This window comes from Variovorax sp. SRS16 (assembly GCF_901827165.1).
In the GTDB taxonomy this organism is placed as follows: Bacteria; Pseudomonadota; Gammaproteobacteria; order Burkholderiales; family Burkholderiaceae_C; genus Variovorax.
Genome location: NZ_LR594666.1, coordinates 4,581,551 through 4,606,227 on the forward strand (window position 1 = coordinate 4,581,551; position 24,677 = coordinate 4,606,227).

Below are 24,677 nucleotides of genomic sequence, written 5' to 3' on the forward strand. Positions count from 1 at the left end.
GGCGGCGAAGGACGCGCCCGTCTGTCTCAATGCGGTGCTCAAGAGCGCTCGGGTTGAGACAGACGGGCGCATCTGGAGCCGCGGACTTGCATGACTGGGACCTATGCATGGCGGCGGTGTGCATGCCGGAGGCACTTCGGCGACGAGATGTGTTAGCGAGCAGAAGTCTCCCGCTACTACCGCTCGCTATACTCCGCCCGTCACGCCCCCCAGGCGCGACCGGGATTGGTCTCCCGCCAGCACCTCTGCGACGCAAGCCGCAGCGTGAACTTGAGCGTTGTCTGTGGCTTGCGGATCCGCAACCCGCACCCCTGGAGCCATCGATGGCTGACCCTGACCACGGTCCCGCGCACACCCCGAAGCCCAACTCGGACAGTACCGCAAATCCATTCGATCGCAGACCTAAGCTCGCGGCCTCACTCGCGGCACGCGTCATCGCCAACGTCGATGCGTTGAATCAGATCCTTCACGCCATCACCTGCGCCAATCAACTCGTCACCGTCGCCCGCCAATTCCGCGACGCCGCAAACCCCATCTCTCCCAATGACCTGAACGCCCTGTTCAACGTCCTGAACTCGGAATTCAAACGCCGCCTTCGAATCGCCGAAGCCGCCGTCGCCGCCATGCCGAAAGCGCCCACAACCCCGAAGGCCTCGTGAATGCAAACCTCGACGCCTCACCGCACTCAACTCACCACCGCCAACAGACTGACAACGCCGATCCCAAGCGCCGCCAACGCATCCCCCGCAATCAGCCCTCCACCGAACAGCGAAGCCCCACTCATCCCTTCCGGCACATCGTCTCGCGTGGGTGCACGCGTCCCCCAAAGGCTGCCCGCCACCCCACCCGCCGCAAACCACATCGAAGTCCCCAACCCCACAAACCCACCAAACGACAACGCATAAGGCGAAGGCAACAAGATCGCATCGAGCACAAACCCGCGCGGCCGCACCCACTTGCGCAGCACTTCGATCACCAGCCCGATCGCAATGCCCACCGCGATGGCCGTGCGCTGATAGGGCAAGTCCTCCGTCAAACTGCGCAGCACGCCGACGAACTTGTACGTCATCGCCGAGCCCCATTCGGCCGGCTGCTGGTCGGCCCTCAGCACCGTCTGGTCCTGCAGCAGCACCGGATAGGCCGCCATGAAGAGCCGCGCGAAAACCACCGCCAGCATCGCGCCCACGACGATGCCGAGCACCTGGTAGCGAAACTGCACGACGCGCGATGTGCCCAGCCGCCAGCCGGTGGAGCGGTCCTGCTGCATGTCGCAAGCCACGCTGGTCGCCACCAGCAGCACGGCGCCGGCCATCAGGCCCACGCCGGGGTCGCGCAGGCCGAGGGCGGCGAGGATGACGACGGTCACGACGAAGGCGGACGAGATCGGATTCGAATCGCTGACGCCGACCGAGATGCCGTTGATCAGCGCGAAGACGAAGACCAGCCCCACCGCCACCACGAGGTAGAACACGGGCTGTCCCAGCAGCCAATGGCCGCAGGCCACGGTGGCCGCCGACCAGCACAGCACCCACAGCACGAGCCGCGTGCTGTTGATGCGCCGCCAGCCGTCGTTTTCGATGGCAGCTCGCGGCGTGGCGGCCGCAGCCACTCGCCGCTTCATGCCCGACAGCGCGCGCACGAAGATCAGCGCCATGTCCACCAGCGCCGCGCCCATGATGGTTCCGAGCGCGATGAGGAACATGATCTTGCGCGGCGGGTCGGCGGCCTGCAGCCAGCCGATCGAGACGAAGTAGGGATGCAGCGCGACGCCGATCAGGCCCGCGATGGCCGCGGGGATGCCGATGCGTGCGCCGACGACGAGGCCCGCGCCGAAGGTGGATGCCGAGAACCCGCTCATGCCGAGCAAGGGCCATCGCGCGGCGCCCAGTCCCGTCATCAGGCCGAGCGCGATGCCGCCGCCGAGCTGGCGCACCGAGCGCCGCAGCAACGAAGGGTCGGTCAATGCGCGCAGGATGTTCGCGACCGCCAGGCCGGAAGGGAAGGCCAGCCGCATGCGGTCGACCAGCACCGGCGTGTAGAGCATGCCCACACCGACCCCGAGCATGCCGACGCACGCGAGGTACAGGACCATCCGCCAGGCCGGCGGCTGCGGCAAGCCCATCCACGCCATGGCCTGCAGCAGCACGCCGAGCCCGCTCATGCTGGCGACCGAGGCGGCGGCCGTCTGGATGTAGTTGGCGCCGTGGCGCCCGCTCGCGCCGTAGCCCGCGGTGACGGCGGAGCCGAGCAGGCCCGCGAGCACCTGGCCGCCGACGAAGAAGCCGAGCGAGAAGTTCATGTAGGCCGCGGTCACGCCGGCCAGCGGCCCCAGCACGAGCATGCCCGTGCCCGCCAGCAGAAGGTGGTAGCGCCAGCCGCCCTCGACGGGCAGCCAGCGCCAGCGGGGCGCGGGATGTGGATCCATGGGTGCGGATGATCTCGCACTCCCGGCCATCGGCTCGGGAGGACAATCGGCCCAACACCAGAGGAGACGACTTGCAATGAAACCCATCCACTTGTTGTTTGCGCTGGGCCTCGCCCTGGCGGCCGCGCAGGCTTCGCACGCACAAGGCAACTGGCCCGAAAGGCCGGTGCACATCGTCGTGCCTCAGCCGCCGGGCGGCCCCAGCGACATCGTGCTGCGCAGCGCCATCGAGAAGATGCAGCCGGTCCTGAAGCAGCCGCTGATCGTCGACAACAAGCCGGGCGCGGCGGGCAACCTCGGCGCCATCGAGGTCGCTCGCGCAGCACCCGACGGCCAGACGTGGCTGTGGACGACCGACACGCTGCTGACCGTGAACCCGAACGTCTATCCGAAGCTCGGCTTCAAGCCCGAGGACCTGGTGCCCGTGATGCGCGCCAGCGCATTCAGCCAGACGCTGGTGTGCAACCCCGGGCTCGGCCTGAAAACGGTGGCCGATCTCGTGCGGCGCGCCAAGTCCCGGCCCATGAGCTACGCCTCCGGGGGTGCCGGGTCGCCAGGGCATCTCAGCAGCGAGCTGTTCAAGAACGTCGCCGGGATCGAGATGACCCACATACCGTACAAGGGCCCCGCCCCTGCCATGCAGGACGTGATGGGCGGCCAGGTCGACTGCGGCTTCCTGGCCGGCCCGACCGTGCTGCCGCAAGTGCGCGCGGGCAAACTCGTGGCGCTGGCGGTCTCGGGCGCGCAGCGCTCGCCCTTGTTGCCCGACGTGCCCACGGTCGCCGAGGCCGGCTACCCCGGTTTCGATGCGACCTTCTCGCTGGTCCTCTTCGCGCCGAAGGGCACGCCGAAGCCCATCGTCGACACGATGTTCAAGGCACTCGATGCGGCGTTGAAGGATCCCGGCGTCGCCGAGCGGCTGCGCCAGAGCGACCAGGCCGTGGTCGCCGACTCGCCGGGCGACAGCGCCGCACGTCTCGCGGCCGATGCCAGGACCTGGGGCGCCGTGGTCAAGCGCATCGGCCTGCAGCTCGACTGAGGCCGGCCGCCGTCGGCGCGGGCACTAGGCAGACGCCTTCGCGGAGTTCAACACGAAGTCGTAGTCGAGTCGCCAGCCGCCGTCGGGGCTCTGCGTCCACGGCGCGATCAGCGACTGGCGCACGCCGAACACCGCGTCCGAATCGAGGTACTGATCGCCGTCGCGGAACACGTGGGTGATCAGGGTCTCGTAGCCGGGCGCCTCGATCATGAAATGCAGATGGGCCGGCCGCCACGGATGGCGCTTCGTCGCGCGCAGCATGTCGCCGACCGGGCCGTCGGTCGGGATCGGGTAGGCCTCGGCCAGCACGCTGCGGAAGTGGAACTCGCCGCGCGGCCCGCTGCGCAGCTGGCCGCGGCCCTGGGCGTGCGTGAGCGCCGGGTTCTGCACGTCGTAGTGGCCTTCCGAGTCGGCCTGCCAGACGTTGATGACCGCGTCGGCGATCGGCTCGCCGTCGATGCCGCGCACCGTGCCCGTGACCTGGCAGGGCTCGCCGGCCGCGCCGTTCGCCACGTCGTCGCCGTGCGCGTAGTGCGGCGCGCCTTCGACGTAGAAAGGACCGAACACCGTCGACTCGGTGCAGCCCGCGGGCTTGTCGTTGTTCATCGCGACCACCAGCATCGACAGACCGAGCACGTCCGAGGCGAGGATGAACTCCTGCCGCTTGTCGTCGCACTTGTGGCCGGTCGCGGTGAGGAACTGGATGCCCTGGAACCACTCGGCCTCAGTGAGATGCACATCGCGCGCGAAGGCGTGCAGGTGCTGCACCAGGCTGGTCATGATCTCGCGCAGCCGCGGGTCCGGCGTGTCGGCCAGGCGTGCGATGACGGCCTGGGTGATGTTGTCCTGATCGACGTTGCGCATGGGGTGTCTCCTGGGTTCGCGGCCGTGGCCTTCTTTCTGTTCGTGCGACTCTAGGCCTTGAAGGCCCGCAGGTGAAGCGCGCCGCTGCAAATGATTTTTCCGGCCGGCGGAACGGTCGGGGGGCGGCTGCGCCACAATGCCCGCGGCCGCCCTGCGACGCCGGCGGCCGCCCAAAGGAGACACCGACACGATGGACCGCTGGACAGAAATCGCGCTCTTCGTTCAGATCGCCGAGGCCGGCAGCCTGAGCCGCGCCGCCGAGTCGCTCGGCCTGTCGAACGCGGCCGCGAGCCGACACCTGAGCGCGCTCGAGGCGCGGCTGGGCGCACGCCTGGTCGAGCGCAACACGCGGCGGCTCTACCTCACCGACACCGGCCGGGCGTTCTGCGCGCGCGCGAAGACCATCCTGGCCGATCTGGAGGACGCCGAGTCGGCTGCCAATGCGACCGCGCTGCAGCCCACCGGCACGCTGCGCGTGACGGCATCGCTGTCTTTCGCGATCCATCACATCGCGCCGCTGCTGCGCGAATACACCGAGCGCTATCCCGAGGTGACGGTGCACGTGGAAGCGGCCAACCGCTACTTCGACCTGATCGACAACAACATTGACGTGGCGATTCGCACGCGCGAGTTCGAGCCCGATTCCAACGTCAGCATCCGCCGTCTCGGCCAGACGCGCCGCATCCTCGCGGCTTCGCCGCGCTACTTCGCGCGCCACGGCTTTCCGAAGACGCTCGACGAACTGCAGCGGCACAAGCTCCTGATCTACACCTACGCGAACAACCCGAACACGCTGAGCTTCACGAAGGACAGGCAGACCGAAACGCTGGCCGTCAAAGGATTGCTGGAGTCGAACGACGGCCAGGTGCTGCGCGCCGCCGCGCTCGACGACATGGGCATCCTGGTGCAGCCGACCTACATCCTCTACGAGGACATCGTCGCCGGCCGGCTGGTGCCGACGCTCGACGACTGGGATCTGCCGCGCCTGACCATCAACCTCGCCTATCCGAGCCGCAAGCACCTGTCGGCCAAGGTGCGCAGCTTCATCGACTTCATCGCGGCGCACTTCGCGCGCATGGACTACGAGCGCAAATGGACGGCGCGCTTCGGCGCGCGCTGAGCGGCCGGACGGGGCCGAGGTGCAGCGCGCGGAAGGCGCGTCCGCTCGGCTCAGCCGGCGGGCGGCCGCGCGCCTTCCCACGCCGCCTGCAGCAGCGCGCGGATCGCGCCGCGCTCCAGCGGGCGCGGGTTCGGGTACCGGGCCTGCAGTGCGCGCTCGCAGGCGAGGTCGAGGTCGGCGGCCTTCATGCCGATGTCGCGCAAGGCAATCGGCGCGCCGTTGTCGCGCGCCAGGTCGTAGACCGCCTGCGGCGCAGCCGGCGCGCCGAGCGCCTGCGCGATGCGGCGCATGGCCTCGGGCGCGGCCGCTGCGTTGTAGGCCAGCGCATGGGGCAGCACGATGGTGTGGGTTTCCGCATGCGGCAGGTTGAAGCTGCCGCCGAGCGTGTGGCACAGCTTGTGGTGCAGCCCCATGCCGACATGGCCGAGCACGCTGCCGCACAGCCAGGCGCCGTAGAGCGCATCGCTGCGCGCATCCGCATCGGCCGCGTCGGCGCGGATCGCGGGCAGCGCGCGCCCCAGAGCTGCGATGCCTTGCTCGGCCATCAGCACCATGATCGGATTGGCGTCGGCCGCATACAGGCCTTCGGCCGCATGGGCGATCGCGTTGATGCCGCTGGTCACGCTCAACGCCGCGGGCAGGCCGAGCGTGAGTTCGGGGTCGTAGATCACGGTGCGCGGCAGCACGCGCGGGTCCTTGCCGGTCTTCTTCAGGCCGCCTTCGGTGATGCCGTAGATCGGCGTCATCTCGGAGCCGGCGTAGGTGGTCGGCACGGCGATGATCGGCAGCCCCGAATCGAGCGCGATGGCCTTGCCCAGGCCGGTTGTCGAGCCGCCGCCGATGGCCACCGCGCAGTCGGCGCCCAGCCGCTCGGCCACCGCGCGCGCCTCGCGCGCCGACTCGATCGGCACATGCATCACCGCCTGATCGAAGATGCCCGCCATCCGGTCGCCGAGCGGGCCGGCGATGCGCTCGGCCTCTGCGCGCTGGCGCGGCGTGCACAGCACCAGCGCACGGGCGGCGCCCAGCAGATCGAGTTCGGCGGCCAGGCGCGCGGACGATCCGGCGCCGAAGACCACGCGCTGCGGATAGGTGGCATGGACGAAGGCTGGCACGGGCATGGGCGTTCCTTGTGGGCGATCAGTATCGTGAACTTGCCGCCGGCGCTCAACGGGCCGCGCGGAAATCAGTTTTCCGCGCAGGCCATTGAAAGCGGGCGGCCATACTGCGGACCATCAAGATCTTCGATGCTGAAGCCACCTGCGCCCACCTGGCCTTCGAGCGGCTGGTACCGGCGCTGCGTGCCGCCTTCCCGAGCCCCGCCAGCGTGCCCGCGCGCCATGTGCATGCTCGGCACCGGCCGCGTCGCGCGGCTGCTGCCGGCCGCGCATGCGAGCGTGCGCGCGATCGACGAGGTGGTGGTCTGGAACCACCGTCCCGAAGGCGCCGAAGCGCTGGCCGCCGAATGGCGCGCAGGGGGATGGAATGCGCGCGCGAGCACCGATCTGGCCGCCGCCGCGCGCGGCGCCGACATCGTGAGCTGCGCCACGCTGGCCGAAGCACCGCTGGTGCGCGGCGAGTGGCTCGCAGCCGGATCGCACCTGGACCTGATCGGCAGTTTCACGCCCGCGATGCGCGAGGCCGACCCGGCCTGCTTCGCCGGCGCGCGCACCTTCGTCGATACCGGGGAGGCCTTGCAGAAGGCCGGCGATCTGCTCGGCGCGATCGCGGCCGGGACGCTGCAGGCGAACGGCGTACAGGCCACGCTCGCACAGCTGTGCAGCGGCGAGCGACCGGGGTGGCGCGACGCGGCCGAGCGCACGGTCTTCAAGACGGTCGGCAGCGCGCTGGAAGACCTTGCGGCGGCGACGCTGGTGTGGCGCGCCGGCGCCGCCTGATGCCTCAGTCGGCCGTGGCGCCGGAGATCTTGACGATCTCGGCCCACTGCGCGCTTTCCTTGCGGATCAGCGCAGCGTACTCGGCGCTGCCGCCCAGGAGCGGCACCGCGCCCTCCACCTCCAGCCGCGACTGGAACGCGGGCGTGGCCGCGACCTTCAGCATCTGCGCCGACAGTTCCTTCACCACCGCATCGGGCGTGCCGCGCGGCGCGAGGATGCCGTAGGTCAGTGTGCTCTCGAATCCCGCCAGGCTCGGCACGCCGGACTCGGCGATGGTCGGCACCTGCGGCAGCGAGGGCAGCCGCCGGCTGCCGGTGACGGCCAGCGCGCGCAACCGCCCGCCCTTCACCAGCGCGAGCGCCGGCGGGATGACGCTGAACATCATCTGCACCTGGCCGCCGACGAGGTCCGTCAGGCCGGGGCCGGTGCCCTTGTACGGAATGTGATTGATCTTGCTGCCGATCTTCTGCTGGAACAGCTCGCCGGTGAGATGGCCGCCGGTGCCGCTGCCGCTCGATGCGTAGTTGAGCGTGCCGGGCCGCGCCTTCGCGAGCGCGACCAGGTCGGCCACCGTCTTCACCGGCGAGTTCTCGGGCACCACCAGCACCAGGGCCGAAGAAGCGAACATGGCGATCGGCACCAGGTCCTTCTGCGTGTCGTACTTGAGGCCGTGGTAGAGCGCCGGATTGATCGACACCGTGCCCGAGTGCCCCAGCAGCAGCGTGCTGCCGTCGGCCGCGCTGCGCACCACGAACTCGGTGCCCAGGTTGCCGCCGGCGCCGGGCCGGTTCTCGACCACCACGCTCTGGTTGCGCAGCTCGCCGAGGCTCTTGGCCATCTGGCGCGCGAAGACGTCGTTGCCGCCGCCGGGCGTGAAGGGCACGACGATCCGGATCGGCTTCGACTCCGCCTCGGCCCAGGCGGACGCAGCCACCGAGGCCACCGCGCCCAGCAACAGGGCGCGGCGCATGCGGCTTCGCATCAGACGCGCTCGAGGATGACCGCGATGCCCTGGCCCACGCCGATGCACATCGTGCACAGCGCATAGCGGCCCTTGCTCTTGTGCAGCTGGTTGACGGCCGTGGTCGCGAGCCGCGCACCGCTGGCGCCCAGCGGATGGCCGAGCGCGATCGCGCCGCCGTTGATGTTGACGCGCGCGTCGTCGTCCTTCAGCCCGAGCAGGCGCAGCACCGCGAGGCCCTGGGCGGCGAAGGCTTCGTTGAGTTCGATCACGTCGAGCTGGTCGAGCGTGAGGCCGGTCAGTGCCAGCACCTTCTGCGTGGCCGGTGCCGGGCCGATGCCCATCACGCGCGGCGCCACGCCGGCCGTGGCCATGCCGACCACGCGGGCACGCGGCGTCAGGCCGTACCTGGCGGCGCTGGCTTCGTCGGCCAGCAGCAGCGCGGCGGCACCGTCGTTGACGCCGCTCGCGTTGCCGGCCGTCACGGTGCCGTCGGGACGCACCACCCCCTTGAGCTTGGCCAGCGATTCGAGGCTGGTGTCGCGCGGATGCTCGTCCTTGGCGACGACGATCGGGTCGCCCTTCTTCTGCGCCACGCTGACGGGCACGATCTCGGCATCGAAGAAGCCGGACTTCTGCGATGCGACCGCGCGCTGCTGCGAGGCCAGCGCCATCCTGTCCTGCGCCTCGCGCTCGATCTTGTAGTCGGTGGCCACGTTCTCGGCCGTCTCGGGCATCGAATCCACGCCGTACTGCGCCTTCATGAGCTTGTTGACGAAGCGCCAGCCGATGGTGGTGTCGTAGACCGCGTTGGCGCGGCTGAAGGCGCTCTCGGCCTTGGGCATGACGAAGGGGGCGCGGCTCATGCTCTCGACGCCGCCGGCGATCATCAGGCCGGCCTCGCCCGCCTTGATGGCGCGCGCGGCGCTGCCCACCGCATCGAGGCCGGAGCCGCACAGGCGGTTGATGGTCGCGCCGCCGAGTTCGAGCGGCAGGCCCGCGAGCAGCGCCGACATGCGCGCCACGTTGCGGTTGTCCTCGCCGGCTTGGTTGGCGCAGCCATAGAGCACATCGCTCACGGCCTGCCAGTCGACGTTCTTGTTGCGTTCCATCAGCGCGCGCAGCGGCACCGCGCCGAGGTCGTCGGTGCGCACGCTGGCAAGGGCGCCGCCGTAGCGGCCGAAGGGGGTGCGGATGGCGTCGCAGATGAAGGCTTGGTGGGTCATGGTGTCGGTCTCTTTCGGTGTCGGTTTCAGGCGGCGATGGGCAGGCCCACCAGCTTTTCGAGCTCGGCATGGTCGAGGCCGTCGACCTTGTCGATCAGCTTCAGGCCCGCGGGCGTGCATGCGAGGGTGGCAAGGTCGGAGTACACGCGCTTGACGCAGCCGATGCCGGTCAGCGGATAGCTGCATTGCTGGACGATCTTGCTTTCGCCCTTCTTGGTCAGGAGGTCCATCATGACCCAGGTCTGCTTGGCGCCGATGGCCAGATCCATCGCGCCGCCGACCGCGGGAATGGCGCCCGGCTCGCCGGTGCTCCAGTTGGCGAGGTCGCCGGTGGCCGAGACCTGGAAGGCGCCGAGCACGCAGATGTCGAGATGGCCGCCGCGCATCATCGCGAAGCTGTCGGCATGGTGGAAGAAGGCGCCGCCGGGCAGCAGCGTGACGGGCTGCTTGCCGGCATTGATCAGGTCGTAGTCCTCGCTGCCCTGGGCGGGCGCGGGGCCCATGCCGAGGATGCCGTTCTCGCTGTGCAGGATCACTTCGCGGCCCGCGGGCAGATGGTTGGCGACCAGCGTCGGCTGGCCGATGCCGAGGTTGACGACGGCGCCGTCGAAGATGTCCTGTGCGACCCGCGCGGCGAGCTGGTCCTTGGTGCGGCGTTGGTAGTTGCTCATGGTCATGCTGCCTTCTTGAAACCACCCGCCTGGGTCGCGACGCGGTCGATCTTGACGATCCGGTGGACGAAGATGCCGGGGGTGACGATGGTCTCGGGGTCCATCTCGCCGAGTTCGACGATCTCGTGCACGGTCGCGATGGTGCGGTCGGAGGCCATGGCCATCACGGGGCCGAAGTTGCGCGCGGCCTTGCGGTAGATGAGGTTGCCCCAGCGGTCGCCGCGCTCGGCCTTGATGAGTGCCACGTCGCCATGGATCGGGTACTCGAGCACGTAGGGCTTGCCGTCGATCTCGCGCGTTTCGCGATCGCCCGCGAGCTGCGTGCCGTAGCCCGTGGGGCAGAAGAAGGCGCCGATGCCGGCACCGGCAGCGCGGATGCGCTCGGCCAGATTGCCCTGCGGCACCAGTTCGAGCTCGAGCTTGCCGGAGCGGTAGAGGCCGTCGAACACCTGGCTGTCGGCCTGGCGCGGAAAGCTGCAAATCACCTTGCGCACGCGGCCGGCCTTGAGCAGCGCGGCCAGGCCGACCTCTGCGTTGCCGGCGTTGTTGTTGACGACCGTGAGGTCTTTCGCGCCCTGCTCGATCAGGCCGTCGATGAGCTCGTTGGGAATGCCGGCGGTGCCGAAGCCGCCGATCAGCACGGTGGCACCGTCGGGGATGCCGGCCATGGCATCTGCGACGGAGCGTGCGATCTTGTTGATCATGGAAGTCGTCTCCGGGGTGAAGGAAGGCCGAACGATTTTGCGCCTGCAACCCGTTCGGAAGGATTTGCCGATTTGTTCGTATATCGAACACTTGTTCGTATAATGAATTCTAGGGAGAATCCTCGACCATGGCAACCCACCCGAAACAAGCCGTTGCACCGGCGCCCGGCGACAGCTACGTGCAGTCCTTCGCGCGCGGGCTGCAGGTGATCCGGTCGTTCAGTGCCGGCGCGCCGCGCCAGACCCTGAGCGAGGTGGCCGCTGCGACCGGACTGACACGTGCGGGCGCGCGCCGCATCCTCCTGACGCTGCAGACGCTGGGCTACGTCGCCAGCGACGGCAAGCTGTTCGCCCTCACGCCGCGCATCCTCGACCTCGGCTTCGCCTACCTGTCGTCGATGCCGATCTGGAACCGGGCCGAGCCGGTGATGGAGGCGCTGGTGCGCCAGGTGCAGGAATCGTGTTCGGCTGCCGTGCTCGACGCCACCGACGTCGTCTACGTGATGCGCGTGCCCACGCACAAGATCATGCGCATCAGCCTCGGCGTCGGCTCGCGCCTGCCGGCCTGGTGCACGTCGATGGGCCGGCTGCTGCTGGCCGACCTGGCCGACGAGGAGATCCGCGCGCGCATCGAGGCGACGGCGCGCGAGGCTTTCACGAAGTCGACCGTGACCGATGCCGACGCGCTGTTCGCCAAGGTGATGCAGGCGCGGCGCCAGGGCTGGTGCCTGATCAACCAGGAGCTGGAGGAAGGCCTGGTCTCGATCGCCGCGCCGATCGTCGACCGCGCGGGGCGCACGGTGGCCGCGCTCAACATCAGCGGCCAGGCCAACCGCACCGGCGCCAAGATGATGCAGGAGACGATGCTGCCCGCGCTGCTGGCATCGGCGCGGGAGATTTCCGGACTGCTCTGAGCCGGCAGCCCCGGTCGCCGGCTCAGGCCTCGGAGTGGATGCCGCGCATCAGGATCACGCCGCCCAGCTGGGTGGTGTCGCTGCGCATGCGGTAGTCCAGGTCGTGCGGCGTACCGGGCTGCGCCCGCCAGCCGGCGGTCAACAGCCGCTGCTGCACTTCGGGCGCGCGAAGCACCTCCACCAGCGCCGCATTGAGCTTGACGATCGCCGGCGATGGCAGGCTGGCCGGCGCCGCGATCGCGGTCCAGATCTCGAGGTCCGCGCCGCGCACGCTGGCCTCGCGCAAGGTCGGCAGCTCGGCGAACAGCGGGCTGCGCTCGGGCGAGGTGACGCCGATGGCCTTGAGCTTGCCCGACTTCACGTGCGGCTTGGCCAGGCCGGGCGGCAGCAGCGCCAGCTGGATCTTGCCGGCCAGCATCGCGGTGATGACCTGCGGATTGCCGGTGAACGGCACGTGCTGCACCGCAATGCTGGTGCGCGTCTTCAGCAGCTCCATGCCGAGGTGGCCCACCGTGCCGACGCCGGGCGAGCCGTATTTGCCGCGGTCGCCGAGGTTGCGTGCCCACAGCAGCAGTTCGGTGGCGTTCTTGCCGACCGCGTCGGCCGGTGCCGCCAGCACCAGCGGCGCCGTGCCGATCATGCCGACCGGCGCGAAGTCCTTCTCGGGATCGAAGGGCGTGTTGGGATTGAGCAGCCTGGCGATCGTGAGATTGCCGTTGATCAGCGCGCCGAGGGTGTGCTCGTCCTGCGACTTGGCCACCTGGTCGGCAGCGAGGTTGCCGCTGGCGCCGGGCTTGTTCTCGACCACCACCGGCTGACCCAGCAGCCTGGACAACGGTTCGGCGATGGCGCGCGCCGCGAGGTCGGGCGAGGCACCGGCCGGAAAGCCGACCAGCAGACGCACCGGCTTGCTCGGCCAGTTGCCCGGCGCGGAAGAACGCGGGGCGCGCGCACGCGCGGATGGCGAGAGCTCCTGGGCCCAGGCGGCCGGCGTGCAGAGCGAGGCGGCAAGGGTCTGGAGCAGGCGGCGTTTGGAGATCATGAGGAAGCAGTTTTGACAAAGTGGATGAACGTTACAGAACGTTACGCGACGGGCGCGCCCCACGCAAGTCAACCAAATGCTTCGTCAGCGCCCCTTCACAGCGCCGAAGCCGTCCTGCGGATCGACGAACACGGTCACGATCGGACTCGGCTCGCCGGCGCCGCGCGCATCGGCGCGGCGCTGCAGCGCCGCGATGCCGGCCATCATGGCCGCGCCATACGAGGGCATCGGACCCTCGGCCGTCTCGATGACGACGGCCTCGCCACAGCTTTCCTCGTGCTTTTGCAGGATCCAGTAGAAATGGCCGGCGGACGGTTCGTCGACCACCAGCTCGACGGTGTCGGTGCTCATGACGGTGGCGGCAGGCTACTGCGCGAACATCAGCGCCAGGCGCTGCGCATCCTGCTCGGCGTCGCCCAGTGCATCCTGCATCGAAGCCCGCAGCTCGCAGCAGACGTGGACGACGCGGTCCTGCGAGGCGTCGCGGATCTTCACCACGCCCGACCACCAGCCGAGGTGCCGCTGGCAATCGAGCAGCATGATCTGCCCATGGGCCTGCGCGAACACGGTCTGCCGCCGGCGGCGGCGCAGGCGGGTTTGCCGCACGATCCGGGCGCGACGCGCGGCCGACAGCCAGTGCAGGGCACGCGCGGACGAAGTCCTCAGGGCGGTGATCATGGCAGTCCTCGACTTGAATACCAAAGACTTCATTTAACGCGCTTCCCCTTCCGCACGGAAGCGCAGAAGTCACGTTTGGGACGGCAGCCTCAACCGATCCGCCGTTTCGTGCAAAAGGCCACGCGCCCGGCGGCCCGCCTCGCCCCCCGGCGTCGCTGAAAGCCCACATCAGCGGGTAAGGCAGTGCGTCGCTCAGGCGGCAGCGACGGCTGCGGCGGCGAAGGGCTCCATAGCGCCCACACATCGACGCCCGCGCCGGGATCCGGGCCCGCAGGGCCGCGCGCGCGCAAGGCCGGGCTACCATTTCCGCGTCAAGGGAGAGCGTCTGATCAGTCAATGCTTCGCGCAAGCGCAGCCGGTCCTGCCCAATCGGCTCACGACTGGACACACCGGGTCGCCCGCATGGAAGGCACCTCAGTGAAACGCGGCGAGGATCCAGCGGGCCGCAGGGCCATGATCATCACGTCGCTCGGCGCCTTCGCCGCGTGGCTTCCCGGCGCTGCGGCAGCGGCCTCCGCGGCCATGCCGGTCGTGCCTTTCCGCCTAGTCGCGGACCGGTGGACTCACCATTGGTTCATCTGGCTTCCAAGGCACCCGGTCTACGAAGCGGTGGAGGTGATGAGCCGGCGAGACGCGCAGGGGCGTGCCGTCCGATGGGTCTTCTTCACGGAACGCAAGCCGCCCAAGCGACAGTTCAGCTTCACCGACAGCCCCGCGCTGGCGAAGCAGAACCGATGGACCTACCAGCCAATCGAATACGCGGAAATCGGAGACCCGGCCGGCCCGCTGGGCCTTTCCTTGCATCTGCAGGCATTCGACGCTGACCTCTCGATCACCGTGGCAGCGCCGATATGCGATCCGCTTCTCCCGCGAAGGGCCCGATGCCCGGCCGGTCTACGTGGCGCCGCGGATGTCGGGAGAACGCCTCGTGCTGACCACCGACGCCCGAGGGCGCATCGACAGCTACGCGGCGACGACGGCCGAACGGAAACTGGACATCCGCTTCGATCCTGCGCTGCCCTTGACCGGCGAGGCACCCGACGGCAGTTCGCGCTTCGAGATCCGGCTGAGCGGGCTTGGCAAGATCATCGACGGCACCGTATCGGTTCGTCACGCGCCTGGCGCAACGATCCTTGATTGGCAACCCGAGACGCCCGCATGGACGCGATCGATCGGCTTTCGGTCGACGCTCACGGCAACCAGCGACGGCCAGCGGATCGCGAAGGTCCAGCCAAAATGATTCCTCTCGCAAAGGAAGCCGAATGCCCACGCCCGAAACGCTCGAACGATTCATCGCCCGCGTCGAAGAGAACGCGCATGCCGAAGCGGTCGAGGAGTTCTACACCGAGAACGCCTCGCTGCAGGAGAACCAGGAACCGCCGCGCCACGGCCGCGATACGGCCGTGGCACGCGAGCGCGCGATGCTGCCGCGCGCCGCGTCGATCAGTTCGACCTGCGTGCGCCCCGTGTTCGTGAATGGCGACAAGGTCGTGATCCGCTGGATCTTCCACTTCGAGTGGAAGGACGGCACCGTCACGCACATGGAAGAGCTTGCCTACCAGCGCTGGGAAGGCGAACGCATCGCCGAAGAGACCTTCTTCTACGACCCGGCGCAGCGCGTGCCGCGCAAGCCGCAGTCCTAGGCCGGCCCCGGGGCCCGCGCTTCCTCGGCTTGCGCCGAAGGGCGCGATCCCGTACGCTGGTTTGCCGTCAAGGCGGTGCACGCGATCCCAACCAGGCAGTCCGGTCCGCCTCCGGGCTGAAGGAGACCCGCCCATGCCAAGCCGATCGAACGGCCTCGCGGCCGAAATGGAAGCTGTGCGCACACTGGCGCTCGTCGGTGCCTCGGCCAGCGGCAAGACCACGCTGGCCGAAGCGCTGCTGCACCGCTCGGGCGCCATCGGCGCGCCGGGCAGCATCGAGCGCGGCAGCACCGTCAGCGACCACGATCCGCTCGAGCGCCGCATGCAGCATTCGCTCAATGCCTCGGTGCTGAACCTCGTGCATGCGGGCACGCGGATTCATTTCATCGACACCCCCGGCGGCCCCGATTTCCTCGGCCAGAGCCTGCCGGCGCTGGAGGCCGTGGAGACCGCGGCCATCGTCATCAATGCCGCGATCGGCATCGAACCGATGGCGCTGCGCATGATGACGTATGCGGCCTCGCGCCATCTGACCCGCATGGTCATCGTCAACAAGATCGACGCCCAGGGCGTCGATCTGGCGGGCCTGCTGGCGCAGATCCAGACCGCCTTCGGCCGCGAATGCCTGCCGCTCAACCTGCCGGACGCCGGCGGCACGCAGGTGGTGGACTGCTTCTACAACCGCGAGGGCCATTCCGACATCGGCGCCGTCGACGCGGCCCACCGCGCGCTGGTCGAGCAGGTGGTCGAGGTCGATGCCGCCTTCGTCGACCGCTACCTCGAGGACGGCGACGTCGATCCGGCCGAGCTGCACGCGCCGCTCGAACAGGCGCTGCGCGAAGGCCACCTGATCCCGGTGTGCTTCGTCTCGGCGCGCACGGGTGCCGGCGTGGCCGAGCTGCTGGACGTGATCGTCAAGCTGCTGCCCGATCCAACCGAGGCCAACCCGCCCGACTTCCTCGTCGGCGAGGGCGCCGAGGCGCAGCCGCTGCGCGCATTGCCCGATCCGTCGCTGCACGTGCTGGCGCACGTGTTCAAGGTCACGGTCGATCCGTATGTCGGCAAGCTGGGCATCTTCCGCGTCTATCAGGGCACGCTCACGCGCGACAGCCAGCTCTATGTCGGCGATGGCCGCAAGCCCTTCAAGGTCGGCCACCTGTTCATGCTGCAAGGCAAGGACCATGTCGAGGTGCAGCGCGCGCTGCCGGGCGACATCGTGGCAGTGGCCAAGGTCGACGAGATCCAGTTCGACGCGGTGCTGCACGACGCGGCCGAGGACGACCACGTGCACCTCGCGCCGCTGGACTTCCCGATCCCGGTACACGGCCTGGCGATCGAGCCCAAGCGGCACGGCGACGAGCAGCGCGCCTGGGAGATCCTCGGCAAGCTGGTCGCCGAGGACCCGTGCCTGCGGCTGGAGCACGCCAGCGTCACCAACGAGACCATCGTCTACGGCCTGGGCGAGCTGCACCTGCGCGTGCTGCTCGACCGGCTGCGCGAGGTCTACCGCTTCGAGGTCAACACGCGGCCGCCGCGCATCGCCTACCGCGAGACGGTGACGGCGCCGGCCGAAGGCCATCACCGCCACAAGAAGCAGACCGGCGGCGCCGGCCAGTTCGGCGAGGTCTACCTGCGCATCGAGCCGCTGGCACGCGGCGCCGGCTTCGAGTTCGTCGACGAGGTGCGCGGCGGCACCATCCCGGGCCAGTTTATTCCCGCGGTCGAGAAGGGTGTGCGCGAAGTGCTGGTGCATGGCGCGATCGCCGGCTATCCGGTGGTCGACGTGCGCGTGGTGGTCTACGACGGCAAGCACCACAGCGTCGACAGCAAGGACATCGCCTTCGCCACCGCCGGTCGCAAGGCCTTCATGGCGGCGATCCGCGGCGCGCGGCCGATCGTGCTGGAGCCGGTGGTCCGGATCGACATCGCCGCGCCCGACCATGCGATCGGCGACGTCACCGGCGACCTGTCGGTGCGGCGCGGCCTGGTCAGCGGCACCTCCAACGTGACGGCGGGCACGGTGCTGATCCACGGGCAGGCGCCGATGTCCGAACTGTCGGGCTACCAGTCGCGGCTCAACGCGATGACCAGCGGGCAGGGGCGCTACACCATCTCCCTGTCGCACTACGAGGCCGTGCCGCCGACCGTGCAACAGACGCTGGTCGGCCAGCATCAGGTGCACGAAGACGACTGAGCCGCGCGCGGCGGCCGCGCGTCAGACGTTGCTCGTCGCGCGCACTTCGTCGATGCTGGTCTGCCCCGCCAGCACCTTCTCGATGCCGTCCTGGCGCAGCGTGCGCATGCCTTCGCGCAGCGCGGTCTCCTGCAGCAGCTCGGCGCGCGAGCCGGTCTGTACCAGGTAGCGCAGCTCGCGCGTCATGACCATCAGCTCGTGCACGCCGACACGGCCCTTGTAGCCGGTCTTGTCGCAGGCCGGGCAACCGACGCTGGTGTAGCGCTGCAGCCGGCCCTCGCGGCCATGGCGCTCCACCCACTCGGCATGCAGCGCCTCGCGCGCGGCTGGCGTGTCGCCGGCGCCGAAGACGTGCATGTAGTCGGACATCAGCTCCTCGACTTCCTCGGGCGTCGCCGGCCGGCTCTCGATGCACTGCGAACACAGCCGCCGCACCAGGCGCTGCGCCAGCACGCCGAGCAGCGAGTCGGCGAAGTTGAACGGGTCCATGCCCATGTCGAGCAGGCGCGTCACGGTCTCGGGTGCGCTGTTGGTGTGCAGCGTCGACAGCACCAGGTGGCCCGTCAGCGATGCCTCGATCGCGGTCTTGGCAGTTTCCTCATCGCGGATCTCGCCGACCATGATCACGTCCGGGTCGGCGCGCAGGAAGGCGCGCAGCGCCTTGGCGAAGGTCCAATCGATGCGCGGGTTGACCTGCACCTGGCGCAGGCCGGCCTGGGTGATTTCGATCGGATCCTCGGCGGTCCAGATCTTGCGCTCCGGCACGTTGATCTGCATCAGCGCCGAGTGCAGCGTGGTGGTCTTGCCCGAGCCGGTCGGGCCGACGCACAGCACCATGCCGTAGGGTCGGTTGATGGCGCGCTTGAGGTGCTCCAGGTTGTAGGGCGAGAGCCCGAGCCGGTCGAGCGCGATCGGCTTGGCCGAGGCCAGGATCCGCATCACCACGTCCTCCAGGCCGTTGTTGGTCGGGATGGTCGCGACGCGCAGCTCGATGCGGTGCTGCGGCGAGAACTTGGCGAAGTTGATCTTGCCGTCCTGGGGCTTGCGCTTCTCGCTGATGTCGAGGTCGCACATGATCTTGACGCGCGCGATCATCGCGTTGCGGTAGTTCGGCGGCAGCTCGAGGTAGGTGCGCAGCCGGCCGTCCTTGCGAAAGCGGATGCGGATCTTCTCGCGGCCCGGGTAGCTCTCGATGTGGATGTCGGACACGCCTTCGCGGTGCGCCTCGAGGATCATGCGGTTGATCATGCGCACCAGCGAGTTGTCCGACTGCTCGATGGGCGCATCGTCGTCGGAAGGGTTCTGGCCTTCCTTCTCCAGCGTTTCGATCAGCTCGTTGGTGTCGGTGAGCTGGAAATCGATCGAGCCCTGTGTTTCCAACGAGCGCGAGCGGCCTTCGACCGAGCCGATCTTCTCGTAGGCCGCGCGTTGCACGCCGTCGAGGTCGGCGGTCTGGCCGAGCACCGCGACCACCTTCATCTGCGCGCTGAACTCGGCCTCGTCGATGGCCGCGTGGCGGTTGATCGGGTCGTCCATGGCCAGGATCAGCCGTCCGTCGTGGATCAGCAGCGGCATGACCTGCAGGCGCTCGGCGACTGCATGGCCGATCTTGCGCAGCGCGTCGGCCTCGGTCGGAAAGGCGTCCAGGTTCACCAGCGGATAGCCCATCTTGCGCGCCAGCGCGGTCTGCAGATCGGGCCGCGTGACGATGCCCATGCGCACCAGCACTTCGCCCAGCGGCACGCTGCGGTCGAGCTGCTGCTGCGCCAGCGCATCGCCGAGTTCGCGCTCGGTGATCATGCCGAGCGAGGTCAGTGCCTCGCCGATGCGAACGATCGGCATGCGGGCCTGCCGTTCGATGGCTTCGAGCAATTGCTCGCGCGAGCTCACCTGCGTCGACGACAGCAGTTCGCCGATGTTGTGCGCCTCGGCCTCGCCCGGGCCTTCGGCGGCCTCCGGCGCGGCCGCGCCCTTGCCGACCTCGAAGCGCTGCAGGCTGGCGCGCGGCACGAACAGGCGCCAGACCGAGCCATCGTCGCCGGCCGGCGGGAACAGGAACAGCCCGAAGCCGGTTTCGACATGGCCCAGGGTCTCGCCGGTCAGCTCGTCGCCATCGTTCAGCAGCACGCGGTAGCCGGAGACCTTGCGCGGGCCGGACACGGCAAAAGGCGCCAGCGGCGCGATCAGCGTCAGCGTGCGGAACTGGTCGAAGCGCACCGTGACCCGCGTGCGCGCCTGCGGCAGCTGCACGTGGACCACTTCGTTGACGGCCGAGAAATGCGTCATGCGGCCGGTCACGCGCTTGGCATTCAGGCCGACGACCTCGCAGGGCTGCGGCTCGAGCGGCGTCGCGGCCGCGACCTCCTTCGCATACGGAGGATTGGGCCAGGCGAATTCCGCACCCCGGCCCGCCGCGGGTGCGGCCGTCGCCTTCGGGGTTTCTGCACTGGAAGGCTGGATCGGGGTCATGTCGATTCCTGTAGGGGGTGCGCGGTTCGGACAGGGCACCATGGTAGGCCAGCCGCACCGGGCTGCCGGCAAGCCCGGGTGATCCCGCCGTGGAAAAAGGCACACGATGCGCGCGGCACCGCATCCTTTGGCGCTGCCCGTGCGTCCTTGCCATGCAAGCCCCGAAGATTCCTTCTCCCTACCGGCCATTGCCGGAGAAAGGCTGTCATCATCATGAAGCAAATGATTCGCTACCGACTCAAGGCCGACCGCGTGGCCGAGAACGAAGGCTTCGCGCGCGCGGTCTACGACGAGCTCCACCGGCTGCGGCCGCCGGGGCTGCACTATGCCACCTTCCGGCTCGACGACGGGGTGAGCTTCGTCCACATCGTCTCGCACGAGGCCGCGGACGGCAGCAATGCGCTGACCGCGCTGCCGGCCTTCAAGGCCTTCGTCGCCGGCATCCGCGACCGCTGCGAGGAGCCGCCGGTCAGCACGCAACTGCACGAGATCGGATCCTATGGATTCTTCGGCGACTGACGCCGCCGGCGTCATCTCCGCGCTGGAAGAGGGCCGGCGGCAATTCCTCGCGCTGGTGGCGCACGTGCGGCCGGACCTGCACCGCTACTGCACGCGCATGACCGGCTCGGTCGCCGACGGCGAGGACGTGGTGCAGGACACGCTGGCGCGCGCCTACTACGAGCTGTCGGAGTTCAAGGAACTGCCGCCGCTCAGGCCCTGGCTCTTTCGCATCGCGCACAACCGCGCCATCGATCACCTGCGGCGCGAGGCCTATCGCCGCAGCGAGCCGCTCGATGCCGCGCTCGAGATCGCCGACGACCGCGGCCGCGAACCCGACAGCGCACTGGCCCGCCGGCAGGCCGTGAACGCGGCGATCTCGTGCTTCCTCGAACTCGCGCCGGCGCAGCGCGGCTGCGTGATCCTCAAGGACCTGCTCGACCATTCGCTGGAAGAGATCGCGGCCGAACTCGATCTGAGCCTGCCCGCCGTGAAGGCCGCGCTGCACCGCGGACGGACCCTGCTGCGCACGCTGGCCGCGGCACCGGCCTCGACGGCCGGCCCGTCGCCGCGCGCGGTCTCGCCGGCGCTGGCGCAGTACGCGAGCCTCTTCAACGCCCACGACTGGGACGGCGTGCGCGCGATGCTCGCCGACGACGTACGGCTGGACCTGGTCTCGCGGCGCAAGGCGGCGGGGCGGCGCGAGGTCGGCGTCTATTTCGGCAACTACGACCGCACCGAGGGCTGGCGGCTGCAGCCTGCGTGGCTCGATGACCGCGAGGTGCTGGCGGTGATGAGCGATCCGCTCGCCGAAGGGCCCGCCTACTTCATCGAACTCACGTGGTCGGCCGATCGCGTGGCATCCATTCGCGACTTCCGCTACGTGGGCTACATCGTGCAGGACGCGGCGATCGAGCTCGCCCCCGCAGGCGCCTGAGCACGCGCGCTCAATGCGGCTGTGACGCGGACTCGGCCGGCCCCGCCGCCTGGTTCCGCCGCTTCCATTGCCCGGGGGTCGTGCCGAACTCGCGCTTGAAGGCGCGGTTGAATGCAGCCTCGGACTCATAGCCCACCGAGGCCGCGACACGCGCCAGATCGCCGCGTCGTTCACGCAGCTGGCCGGCCGCCACCACCATGCGCCAGCGGGTCAGGTATTGCATCGGCGGCACGCCGACGTATTTCGTGAAGCGCTCCGCGAGCGCGCTGCGCGACAGGTTGAGCACTTGCGCCAACGCATCGACCGTCCACTCGTGCCCGGGCGATTCATGCATCAAGCCGAGACAGCGGCCCACGACGGCATCCTTGAGGCCGGCAAGCCATCCCGACTGCCCGGGCGGAATCGTCTCGATGTAGGCGCGCAGGGCTTCCAGGAAGAGCACCTCGGCGGCCCTGCTGACCAGCGCATCGACGCCCGGTCCGGCAGACGCGGCTTCGGCCAACGCGAAGCGGATCGACTGCTCGATCCAGGGCCCCGCGGCGCGGTGGCGCAACCCGGTCCGGAAAATCCGCGGCAGCGCGTCGGTCAGGGGATTCGAGCCATCGCCGTCGTAGGCGAACCAACCGCAGACGACGACGCTCTTTTCGCCATCGCCGCCGTAGCGAATGCGGTTCAGCTCCGGAACCCTGGGCTGGACCACATGGTCCACCTGCACGGCCGAGTACTGGAGATCGCTGCCCACCACATGAGCGTCGGCGCGCGGGAACGTCACGACGTCGCCCGCCACCAGTTCGATCGGATCGCCATCCTCCAGCCGTATCCAGCACCGTCCCTCCAGCAGCAGATGGCAGACCGCGAGGCGATGCGCCTCGGGCCGCAACAGCCTGGCCAGCTCGGCGCCCGTGGGTATGTTCACGCACCACGGCGCATGCATGTCGGCGTTGAGGAACAGTGCGCCATTGAGTCGAATCGTGCTCAGAAGACTGGACAGCACATCCATGAAAGGCTCCGATCTCTGTAGGCCGCGGCGTTTCGGGCAACAAGTGCGGACGAAGGGGCAAGGCAGCGGCAAGGCGCCCGACCATCATAGAGCCTGCCTCTTTTTTCTTGATCGACTGGAGCAGCCATGACAGAGAACTCGCGCGAACTCGTCGTCCTCGTGACCCGCGGCACGGACCATGAGCTTTCATCGGTGGCCTTGACGATCGCCTGCGGTGCGATCACTTCGGGGCTCAAGCCCTATCTCTTCCTGACCAGCGCCGCCATCGATCTCGTGCGCAAGCGCGCGGTGGACCTGACACACGTCCCGCCGCTGGCACCGCTCAAGGCCCTGATCGATGATTTCATGGCGCGCGGCGGCACCGTCTGGGCCTGCCCGCCTTGCGTCGCATCGCGCGGCTATGTGCAGGAGGATCTGATCGAAGGTGTCGTCATCACCGGTGCCAGTGCCGTTCACGCACGGCTGATGGAAGGTGCTGCCACCCTCAGCTTCTGAGCCGGGCGATCATCACGGCCGAATGATCGGCGTGCGCGCCGCGGCATGCCGGCGCTGCGTCGGGAACAGCGACCAGCCCCAGCGCTGCTGCGCATAGCCCCACAGGCCCTGCTTGAAGAACAGCGTGACGAGGATCGCGAGCAGCCCGAGCCCGAGCAGATACCAGGTGCCATAGTCGCTCAGGAACTTGTTGAGCGCCCAGAAGATGAGCGCACCCACCAGCGGCCCTTCGATGCGACCGAGCCCGCCGATCACCACCATGAAAATCGCGAAGGCCGACCAGTTGACGCTGAAGGCCGCATCGGGGCTGATGCGCAGGTTGCCGACGAAGTAGAGCGCGCCCGCGAGGCCTGCGCCGAAGGCCGCGACCACGTACACCGCGAGCTTCATGCGCGCCACCGGCACGCCCTGCGACTCGGCCGCCACCTCGTTGTCGCGGATCGCAAGCAGCGCGAGGCCGCGCTTGCTGCGCAGGAACAGGTAGACCAGCGCGATCGCCGCGACCACGCAGGCCAGCGCCATCCAGTAGGTCACGCTCTCGCGCGTCGATTTGTCGATGCCGCGCAGCGCGGTGAGCGTGGTGCCCGAGCCGCCGCCCACGGCCGAGACATTCGCGAAGCTGAGCCGGAACACCTCGGCGATCACCCAGGTGCCGACCGCGAAGTAGCCGCCCGACAGGCGAAAGGCCGCGAAGGACACCGGCACCGCGATCAGTCCCGCAGCCAATGCGCCCAGCGGAATCGCAACGAAGGGATTGATTCCTGCGAAGTTGCCGAGCATCAGCATCACGTAGCCGCCGAAGCCGAAGAAGGCCTGCTGCCCGATGCTCACCATGCCGCCATAGCCCGCGAGCAGGTTCCACATCATCGCGAAGATGAAGTAGCACGCGATTTCGACGAACTCGCGCATCCAGCTCGACTCGCCCCAGAAGGGCAGGCTGGCGGCCAACGCGACCAGCAGCACGCCCACCACCAGCGCCGCGCGGCTTGCCGCCGTGCTGCGCACCACATCGAAAGTCGGGTTCGTGGTCGTCATGCCCGCGTCTTCGGAAAAAGCCCCTGCGGCCGCAGCACGAGCACCAGCAGGAACACGATATGGCCGAACCAGATGCCCCAGCCCGGGTCGAGCCGGAAGCCGATCTGCTGCGTGAGGCCGAGGATCATCGCACCGGCCAGCGTGCCCCAGAACGAGCCCATGCCGCCGATGATCACGGCCTCGAACGCGAACAGCAGCAACAGCGGACCGTCCGATGGCGACACCGTGGTGCGCATGCCCTGCAGCGCGCCGGCGATGGCGATCAGCACGAAGGCGATGGCGGTCGCGAGCGCATAGACCTTCTTCGCGTTCAGTCCCATCAGCTCGGCGATTTCGCGATCGTCCGAGACCGCGCGGAAGGAGCGGCCCAGCGCCGTGCCCGCGAACAGCCATTGCAGCGCCGCCGTGGCCGCGAGCGCGACCGCCAGCACGACCAGCGGCAGCACGCCGATCGACAGCGACTCGCCGATGCGCAGCCCCTGCGTGGCGAGGCCGCCGATCTCGATCGAGCGCGGGTCGGCCGAGAAGATTTCCAGCAGCAGGTTCTGGATCACGATCGAAAGGCCGAAGGTCACGACCAGCGAAGGCAGCGGGTCCTTGCCGAGCGTGCCGTTGAGCACCCAGCGCTGCAGCGCATAGCCGAAGCCGAAGGCCAGCGGCAGCACTGCGAGCGCGATCAGAAAGGGCGCATCGCCCAGCAGCCCGATGCCCGCGATGACGGCGAAGGCGGCCAGCACGATGAAGTCGCCCTGCGCGGTGTTGGTCAGGCGCATGACGCCGAACATCAGCGACTGGCCGAGCGCGAACAGCGTGTAGAGGCCGCCGAGCAGGAGGCCTTGAAGAAGTGTTTCGATCAACGCATGG

Annotated in this window: 25 protein-coding genes; 11 read left to right on the forward strand and 14 right to left on the reverse strand. The window is 69.0% G+C overall.

All coding sequences use genetic code 11. From position 1 onward, the window contains the following. Window positions 1-323 precede the first annotated feature (323 nt). Window positions 324-659, forward strand: coding sequence for a hypothetical protein (locus tag E5P2_RS22200; RefSeq protein WP_162569313.1), 336 nt, complete (start codon window positions 324-326; stop codon window positions 657-659). A gap of 26 nt (window positions 660-685) precedes the next feature. On the opposite strand, the gene E5P2_RS22205 is transcribed toward E5P2_RS22200, so the two are convergent. Beyond that, a complete protein-coding gene (locus tag E5P2_RS22205) occupies window positions 686-2,425 on the reverse strand; it encodes an OPT/YSL family transporter (RefSeq protein ID WP_232080802.1) in 1,740 nt (579 codons plus the stop codon). 76 nt (window positions 2,426-2,501) lie between these two features. On the opposite strand from E5P2_RS22205, the gene E5P2_RS22210 reads away from it, so the two are divergent. After that, entirely contained in the window at window positions 2,502-3,464 is a 963-nt protein-coding gene (locus E5P2_RS22210; protein WP_162569314.1) for a Bug family tripartite tricarboxylate transporter substrate binding protein, read from the forward strand. Window positions 3,465-3,488: 24 nt separating this feature from the next. Here the strand turns inward: E5P2_RS22210 and E5P2_RS22215 are convergent, their stop codons facing one another. After that, window positions 3,489-4,328 carry an intradiol ring-cleavage dioxygenase gene (locus E5P2_RS22215; protein ID WP_162569315.1) on the reverse strand — a complete coding sequence of 280 codons (840 nt, stop codon included), beginning with the start codon at window positions 4,326-4,328 and terminating at the stop codon, window positions 3,489-3,491. Window positions 4,329-4,518: 190 nt separating this feature from the next. Between E5P2_RS22215 and E5P2_RS22220 the strand changes: the two genes are divergently transcribed. After that, entirely contained in the window at window positions 4,519-5,448 is a 930-nt protein-coding gene (locus E5P2_RS22220; RefSeq protein WP_162569316.1) for a LysR family transcriptional regulator, read from the forward strand. 50 nt (window positions 5,449-5,498) lie between these two features. On the opposite strand, the gene E5P2_RS22225 is transcribed toward E5P2_RS22220, so the two are convergent. Continuing rightward, a complete protein-coding gene (locus E5P2_RS22225) occupies window positions 5,499-6,569 on the reverse strand; it encodes a maleylacetate reductase (protein WP_162569317.1) in 1,071 nt (356 codons plus the stop codon). A 126-nt stretch (window positions 6,570-6,695) separates the two neighbouring features. On the opposite strand from E5P2_RS22225, the gene E5P2_RS22230 reads away from it, so the two are divergent. Then, the gene (locus tag E5P2_RS22230) at window positions 6,696-7,346 is read left to right on the forward strand and encodes a hypothetical protein (RefSeq protein WP_232080803.1); all 651 of its coding nucleotides are present in this window, start codon (window positions 6,696-6,698) and stop codon (window positions 7,344-7,346) included. A 4-nt stretch (window positions 7,347-7,350) separates the two neighbouring features. Here E5P2_RS22230 and E5P2_RS22235 read toward each other — a convergent pair whose 3' ends face one another. The 4 genes from E5P2_RS22235 to E5P2_RS22250 are packed head-to-tail and all read right to left on the reverse strand — an operon-like array spanning window position 7,351 to window position 10,908. Further along, window positions 7,351-8,328 (reverse strand): Bug family tripartite tricarboxylate transporter substrate binding protein, encoded by a 978-nt coding sequence (locus tag E5P2_RS22235; RefSeq protein WP_162569318.1) that lies wholly within the window; start codon window positions 8,326-8,328, stop codon window positions 7,351-7,353. Next, complete coding sequence (pcaF, locus tag E5P2_RS22240) at window positions 8,328-9,533, reverse strand: 3-oxoadipyl-CoA thiolase (RefSeq protein WP_162569319.1); 1,206 nt, start codon at window positions 9,531-9,533, stop codon at window positions 8,328-8,330. The genes E5P2_RS22235 and pcaF overlap by 1 nt, the downstream gene beginning before the upstream one ends. A 26-nt stretch (window positions 9,534-9,559) precedes the next feature. Then, complete coding sequence (locus E5P2_RS22245) at window positions 9,560-10,204, reverse strand: 3-oxoacid CoA-transferase subunit B (RefSeq protein ID WP_174262688.1); 645 nt, start codon at window positions 10,202-10,204, stop codon at window positions 9,560-9,562. A 2-nt stretch (window positions 10,205-10,206) separates the two neighbouring features. Continuing rightward, the gene (locus E5P2_RS22250; protein ID WP_162569321.1) at window positions 10,207-10,908 is read right to left on the reverse strand and encodes a 3-oxoacid CoA-transferase subunit A; all 702 of its coding nucleotides are present in this window, start codon (window positions 10,906-10,908) and stop codon (window positions 10,207-10,209) included. 128 nt (window positions 10,909-11,036) lie between these two features. Between E5P2_RS22250 and E5P2_RS22255 the strand changes: the two genes are divergently transcribed. Next, window positions 11,037-11,822 (forward strand): IclR family transcriptional regulator domain-containing protein, encoded by a 786-nt coding sequence (locus tag E5P2_RS22255; protein ID WP_162569322.1) that lies wholly within the window; start codon window positions 11,037-11,039, stop codon window positions 11,820-11,822. A gap of 22 nt (window positions 11,823-11,844) precedes the next feature. On the opposite strand, the gene E5P2_RS22260 is transcribed toward E5P2_RS22255, so the two are convergent. The 3 genes from E5P2_RS22260 to E5P2_RS22270 form a co-directional block, all read right to left on the reverse strand. Then, window positions 11,845-12,864 (reverse strand): Bug family tripartite tricarboxylate transporter substrate binding protein, encoded by a 1,020-nt coding sequence (locus E5P2_RS22260; protein ID WP_162569323.1) that lies wholly within the window; start codon window positions 12,862-12,864, stop codon window positions 11,845-11,847. 84 nt (window positions 12,865-12,948) lie between these two features. Further along, a complete protein-coding gene (locus tag E5P2_RS22265) occupies window positions 12,949-13,215 on the reverse strand; it encodes a hypothetical protein (RefSeq protein WP_162569324.1) in 267 nt (88 codons plus the stop codon). Window positions 13,216-13,230: 15 nt separating this feature from the next. Continuing rightward, complete coding sequence (locus E5P2_RS22270; RefSeq protein WP_162569325.1) at window positions 13,231-13,542, reverse strand: hypothetical protein; 312 nt, start codon at window positions 13,540-13,542, stop codon at window positions 13,231-13,233. A 928-nt stretch (window positions 13,543-14,470) separates the two neighbouring features. Between E5P2_RS22270 and E5P2_RS22275 the strand changes: the two genes are divergently transcribed. The 3 genes from E5P2_RS22275 to fusA all read left to right on the forward strand — a co-directional run bounded on the left by E5P2_RS22275 (window position 14,471) and on the right by fusA (window position 17,379). After that, on the forward strand, window positions 14,471-14,782 hold the full coding sequence (locus E5P2_RS22275; protein WP_162569326.1) for a hypothetical protein: 312 nt from the start codon (window positions 14,471-14,473) through the stop codon (window positions 14,780-14,782). A 22-nt stretch (window positions 14,783-14,804) separates the two neighbouring features. Beyond that, the gene (locus E5P2_RS22280) at window positions 14,805-15,185 is read left to right on the forward strand and encodes a nuclear transport factor 2 family protein (protein ID WP_162569327.1); all 381 of its coding nucleotides are present in this window, start codon (window positions 14,805-14,807) and stop codon (window positions 15,183-15,185) included. Between the two features lie 133 nt (window positions 15,186-15,318). After that, the gene (fusA, locus tag E5P2_RS22285; RefSeq protein WP_162569328.1) at window positions 15,319-17,379 is read left to right on the forward strand and encodes an elongation factor G; all 2,061 of its coding nucleotides are present in this window, start codon (window positions 15,319-15,321) and stop codon (window positions 17,377-17,379) included. 21 nt (window positions 17,380-17,400) lie between these two features. On the opposite strand, the gene E5P2_RS22290 is transcribed toward fusA, so the two are convergent. After that, window positions 17,401-19,848: a GspE/PulE family protein gene (locus E5P2_RS22290; protein WP_443083524.1), complete on the reverse strand. Its 2,448-nt coding sequence runs from the start codon at window positions 19,846-19,848 to the stop codon at window positions 17,401-17,403. A gap of 213 nt (window positions 19,849-20,061) precedes the next feature. On the opposite strand from E5P2_RS22290, the gene E5P2_RS22295 reads away from it, so the two are divergent. Next, window positions 20,062-20,367 carry a hypothetical protein gene (locus E5P2_RS22295; RefSeq protein WP_162569329.1) on the forward strand — a complete coding sequence of 102 codons (306 nt, stop codon included), beginning with the start codon at window positions 20,062-20,064 and terminating at the stop codon, window positions 20,365-20,367. After that, complete coding sequence (locus E5P2_RS22300) at window positions 20,348-21,283, forward strand: RNA polymerase sigma factor (RefSeq protein WP_162569330.1); 936 nt, start codon at window positions 20,348-20,350, stop codon at window positions 21,281-21,283. The genes E5P2_RS22295 and E5P2_RS22300 overlap by 20 nt, the downstream gene beginning before the upstream one ends. 10 nt (window positions 21,284-21,293) lie before the next feature. On the opposite strand, the gene E5P2_RS22305 is transcribed toward E5P2_RS22300, so the two are convergent. Next, window positions 21,294-22,283 (reverse strand): AraC family transcriptional regulator, encoded by a 990-nt coding sequence (locus E5P2_RS22305; protein WP_162569331.1) that lies wholly within the window; start codon window positions 22,281-22,283, stop codon window positions 21,294-21,296. 126 nt (window positions 22,284-22,409) lie between these two features. Here E5P2_RS22305 and E5P2_RS22310 point away from each other — a divergent pair, with 126 nt between their 5' ends. Continuing rightward, entirely contained in the window at window positions 22,410-22,778 is a 369-nt protein-coding gene (locus E5P2_RS22310) for a DsrE family protein (protein ID WP_162569332.1), read from the forward strand. A gap of 12 nt (window positions 22,779-22,790) precedes the next feature. Here the strand turns inward: E5P2_RS22310 and E5P2_RS22315 are convergent, their stop codons facing one another. Then, window positions 22,791-23,813: a branched-chain amino acid ABC transporter permease gene (locus E5P2_RS22315; protein ID WP_162569333.1), complete on the reverse strand. Its 1,023-nt coding sequence runs from the start codon at window positions 23,811-23,813 to the stop codon at window positions 22,791-22,793. Next, window positions 23,810-24,670, reverse strand: coding sequence for a branched-chain amino acid ABC transporter permease (locus E5P2_RS22320; protein ID WP_162569334.1), 861 nt, complete (start codon window positions 24,668-24,670; stop codon window positions 23,810-23,812). Before E5P2_RS22320 ends, E5P2_RS22315 begins: the two co-directional genes overlap by 4 nt. Window positions 24,671-24,677: the final 7 nt, after the last annotated feature.

Bases quoted from the DNA above. Each gene is read 5' to 3' on its own strand.
- E5P2_RS22315 (WP_162569333.1), bottom strand. From the start codon at position 23,813: ATGACGACCACGAACCCGACTTTCGATGTGGTGCGCAGCACGGCGGCA.
- E5P2_RS22225 (WP_162569317.1), bottom strand. From the start codon at position 6,569: ATGCCCGTGCCAGCCTTCGTCCATGCCACCTATCCGCAGCGCGTGGTC.
- E5P2_RS22255 (WP_162569322.1), top strand. From the start codon at position 11,037: ATGGCAACCCACCCGAAACAAGCCGTTGCACCGGCGCCCGGCGACAGC.
- E5P2_RS22235 (WP_162569318.1), bottom strand. From the start codon at position 8,328: ATGCGAAGCCGCATGCGCCGCGCCCTGTTGCTGGGCGCGGTGGCCTCG.
- pcaF (WP_162569319.1), bottom strand. From the start codon at position 9,533: ATGACCCACCAAGCCTTCATCTGCGACGCCATCCGCACCCCCTTCGGC.
- E5P2_RS22280 (WP_162569327.1), top strand. From the start codon at position 14,805: ATGCCCACGCCCGAAACGCTCGAACGATTCATCGCCCGCGTCGAAGAG.
- E5P2_RS22205 (WP_232080802.1), bottom strand. From the start codon at position 2,425: ATGGATCCACATCCCGCGCCCCGCTGGCGCTGGCTGCCCGTCGAGGGC.
- E5P2_RS22200 (WP_162569313.1), top strand. From the start codon at position 324: ATGGCTGACCCTGACCACGGTCCCGCGCACACCCCGAAGCCCAACTCG.
- E5P2_RS22250 (WP_162569321.1), bottom strand. From the start codon at position 10,908: ATGATCAACAAGATCGCACGCTCCGTCGCAGATGCCATGGCCGGCATC.
- E5P2_RS22295 (WP_162569329.1), top strand. From the start codon at position 20,062: ATGAAGCAAATGATTCGCTACCGACTCAAGGCCGACCGCGTGGCCGAG.
- fusA (WP_162569328.1), top strand. From the start codon at position 15,319: ATGCCAAGCCGATCGAACGGCCTCGCGGCCGAAATGGAAGCTGTGCGC.
- E5P2_RS22230 (WP_232080803.1), top strand. From the start codon at position 6,696: ATGCTGAAGCCACCTGCGCCCACCTGGCCTTCGAGCGGCTGGTACCGG.
- E5P2_RS22270 (WP_162569325.1), bottom strand. From the start codon at position 13,542: ATGATCACCGCCCTGAGGACTTCGTCCGCGCGTGCCCTGCACTGGCTG.
- E5P2_RS22305 (WP_162569331.1), bottom strand. From the start codon at position 22,283: ATGGATGTGCTGTCCAGTCTTCTGAGCACGATTCGACTCAATGGCGCA.
- E5P2_RS22245 (WP_174262688.1), bottom strand. From the start codon at position 10,204: ATGAGCAACTACCAACGCCGCACCAAGGACCAGCTCGCCGCGCGGGTC.
- E5P2_RS22310 (WP_162569332.1), top strand. From the start codon at position 22,410: ATGACAGAGAACTCGCGCGAACTCGTCGTCCTCGTGACCCGCGGCACG.
- E5P2_RS22265 (WP_162569324.1), bottom strand. From the start codon at position 13,215: ATGAGCACCGACACCGTCGAGCTGGTGGTCGACGAACCGTCCGCCGGC.
- E5P2_RS22290 (WP_443083524.1), bottom strand. From the start codon at position 19,848: ATGACCCCGATCCAGCCTTCCAGTGCAGAAACCCCGAAGGCGACGGCC.
- E5P2_RS22220 (WP_162569316.1), top strand. From the start codon at position 4,519: ATGGACCGCTGGACAGAAATCGCGCTCTTCGTTCAGATCGCCGAGGCC.
- E5P2_RS22215 (WP_162569315.1), bottom strand. From the start codon at position 4,328: ATGCGCAACGTCGATCAGGACAACATCACCCAGGCCGTCATCGCACGC.
- E5P2_RS22300 (WP_162569330.1), top strand. From the start codon at position 20,348: ATGGATTCTTCGGCGACTGACGCCGCCGGCGTCATCTCCGCGCTGGAA.
- E5P2_RS22260 (WP_162569323.1), bottom strand. From the start codon at position 12,864: ATGATCTCCAAACGCCGCCTGCTCCAGACCCTTGCCGCCTCGCTCTGC.
- E5P2_RS22210 (WP_162569314.1), top strand. From the start codon at position 2,502: ATGAAACCCATCCACTTGTTGTTTGCGCTGGGCCTCGCCCTGGCGGCC.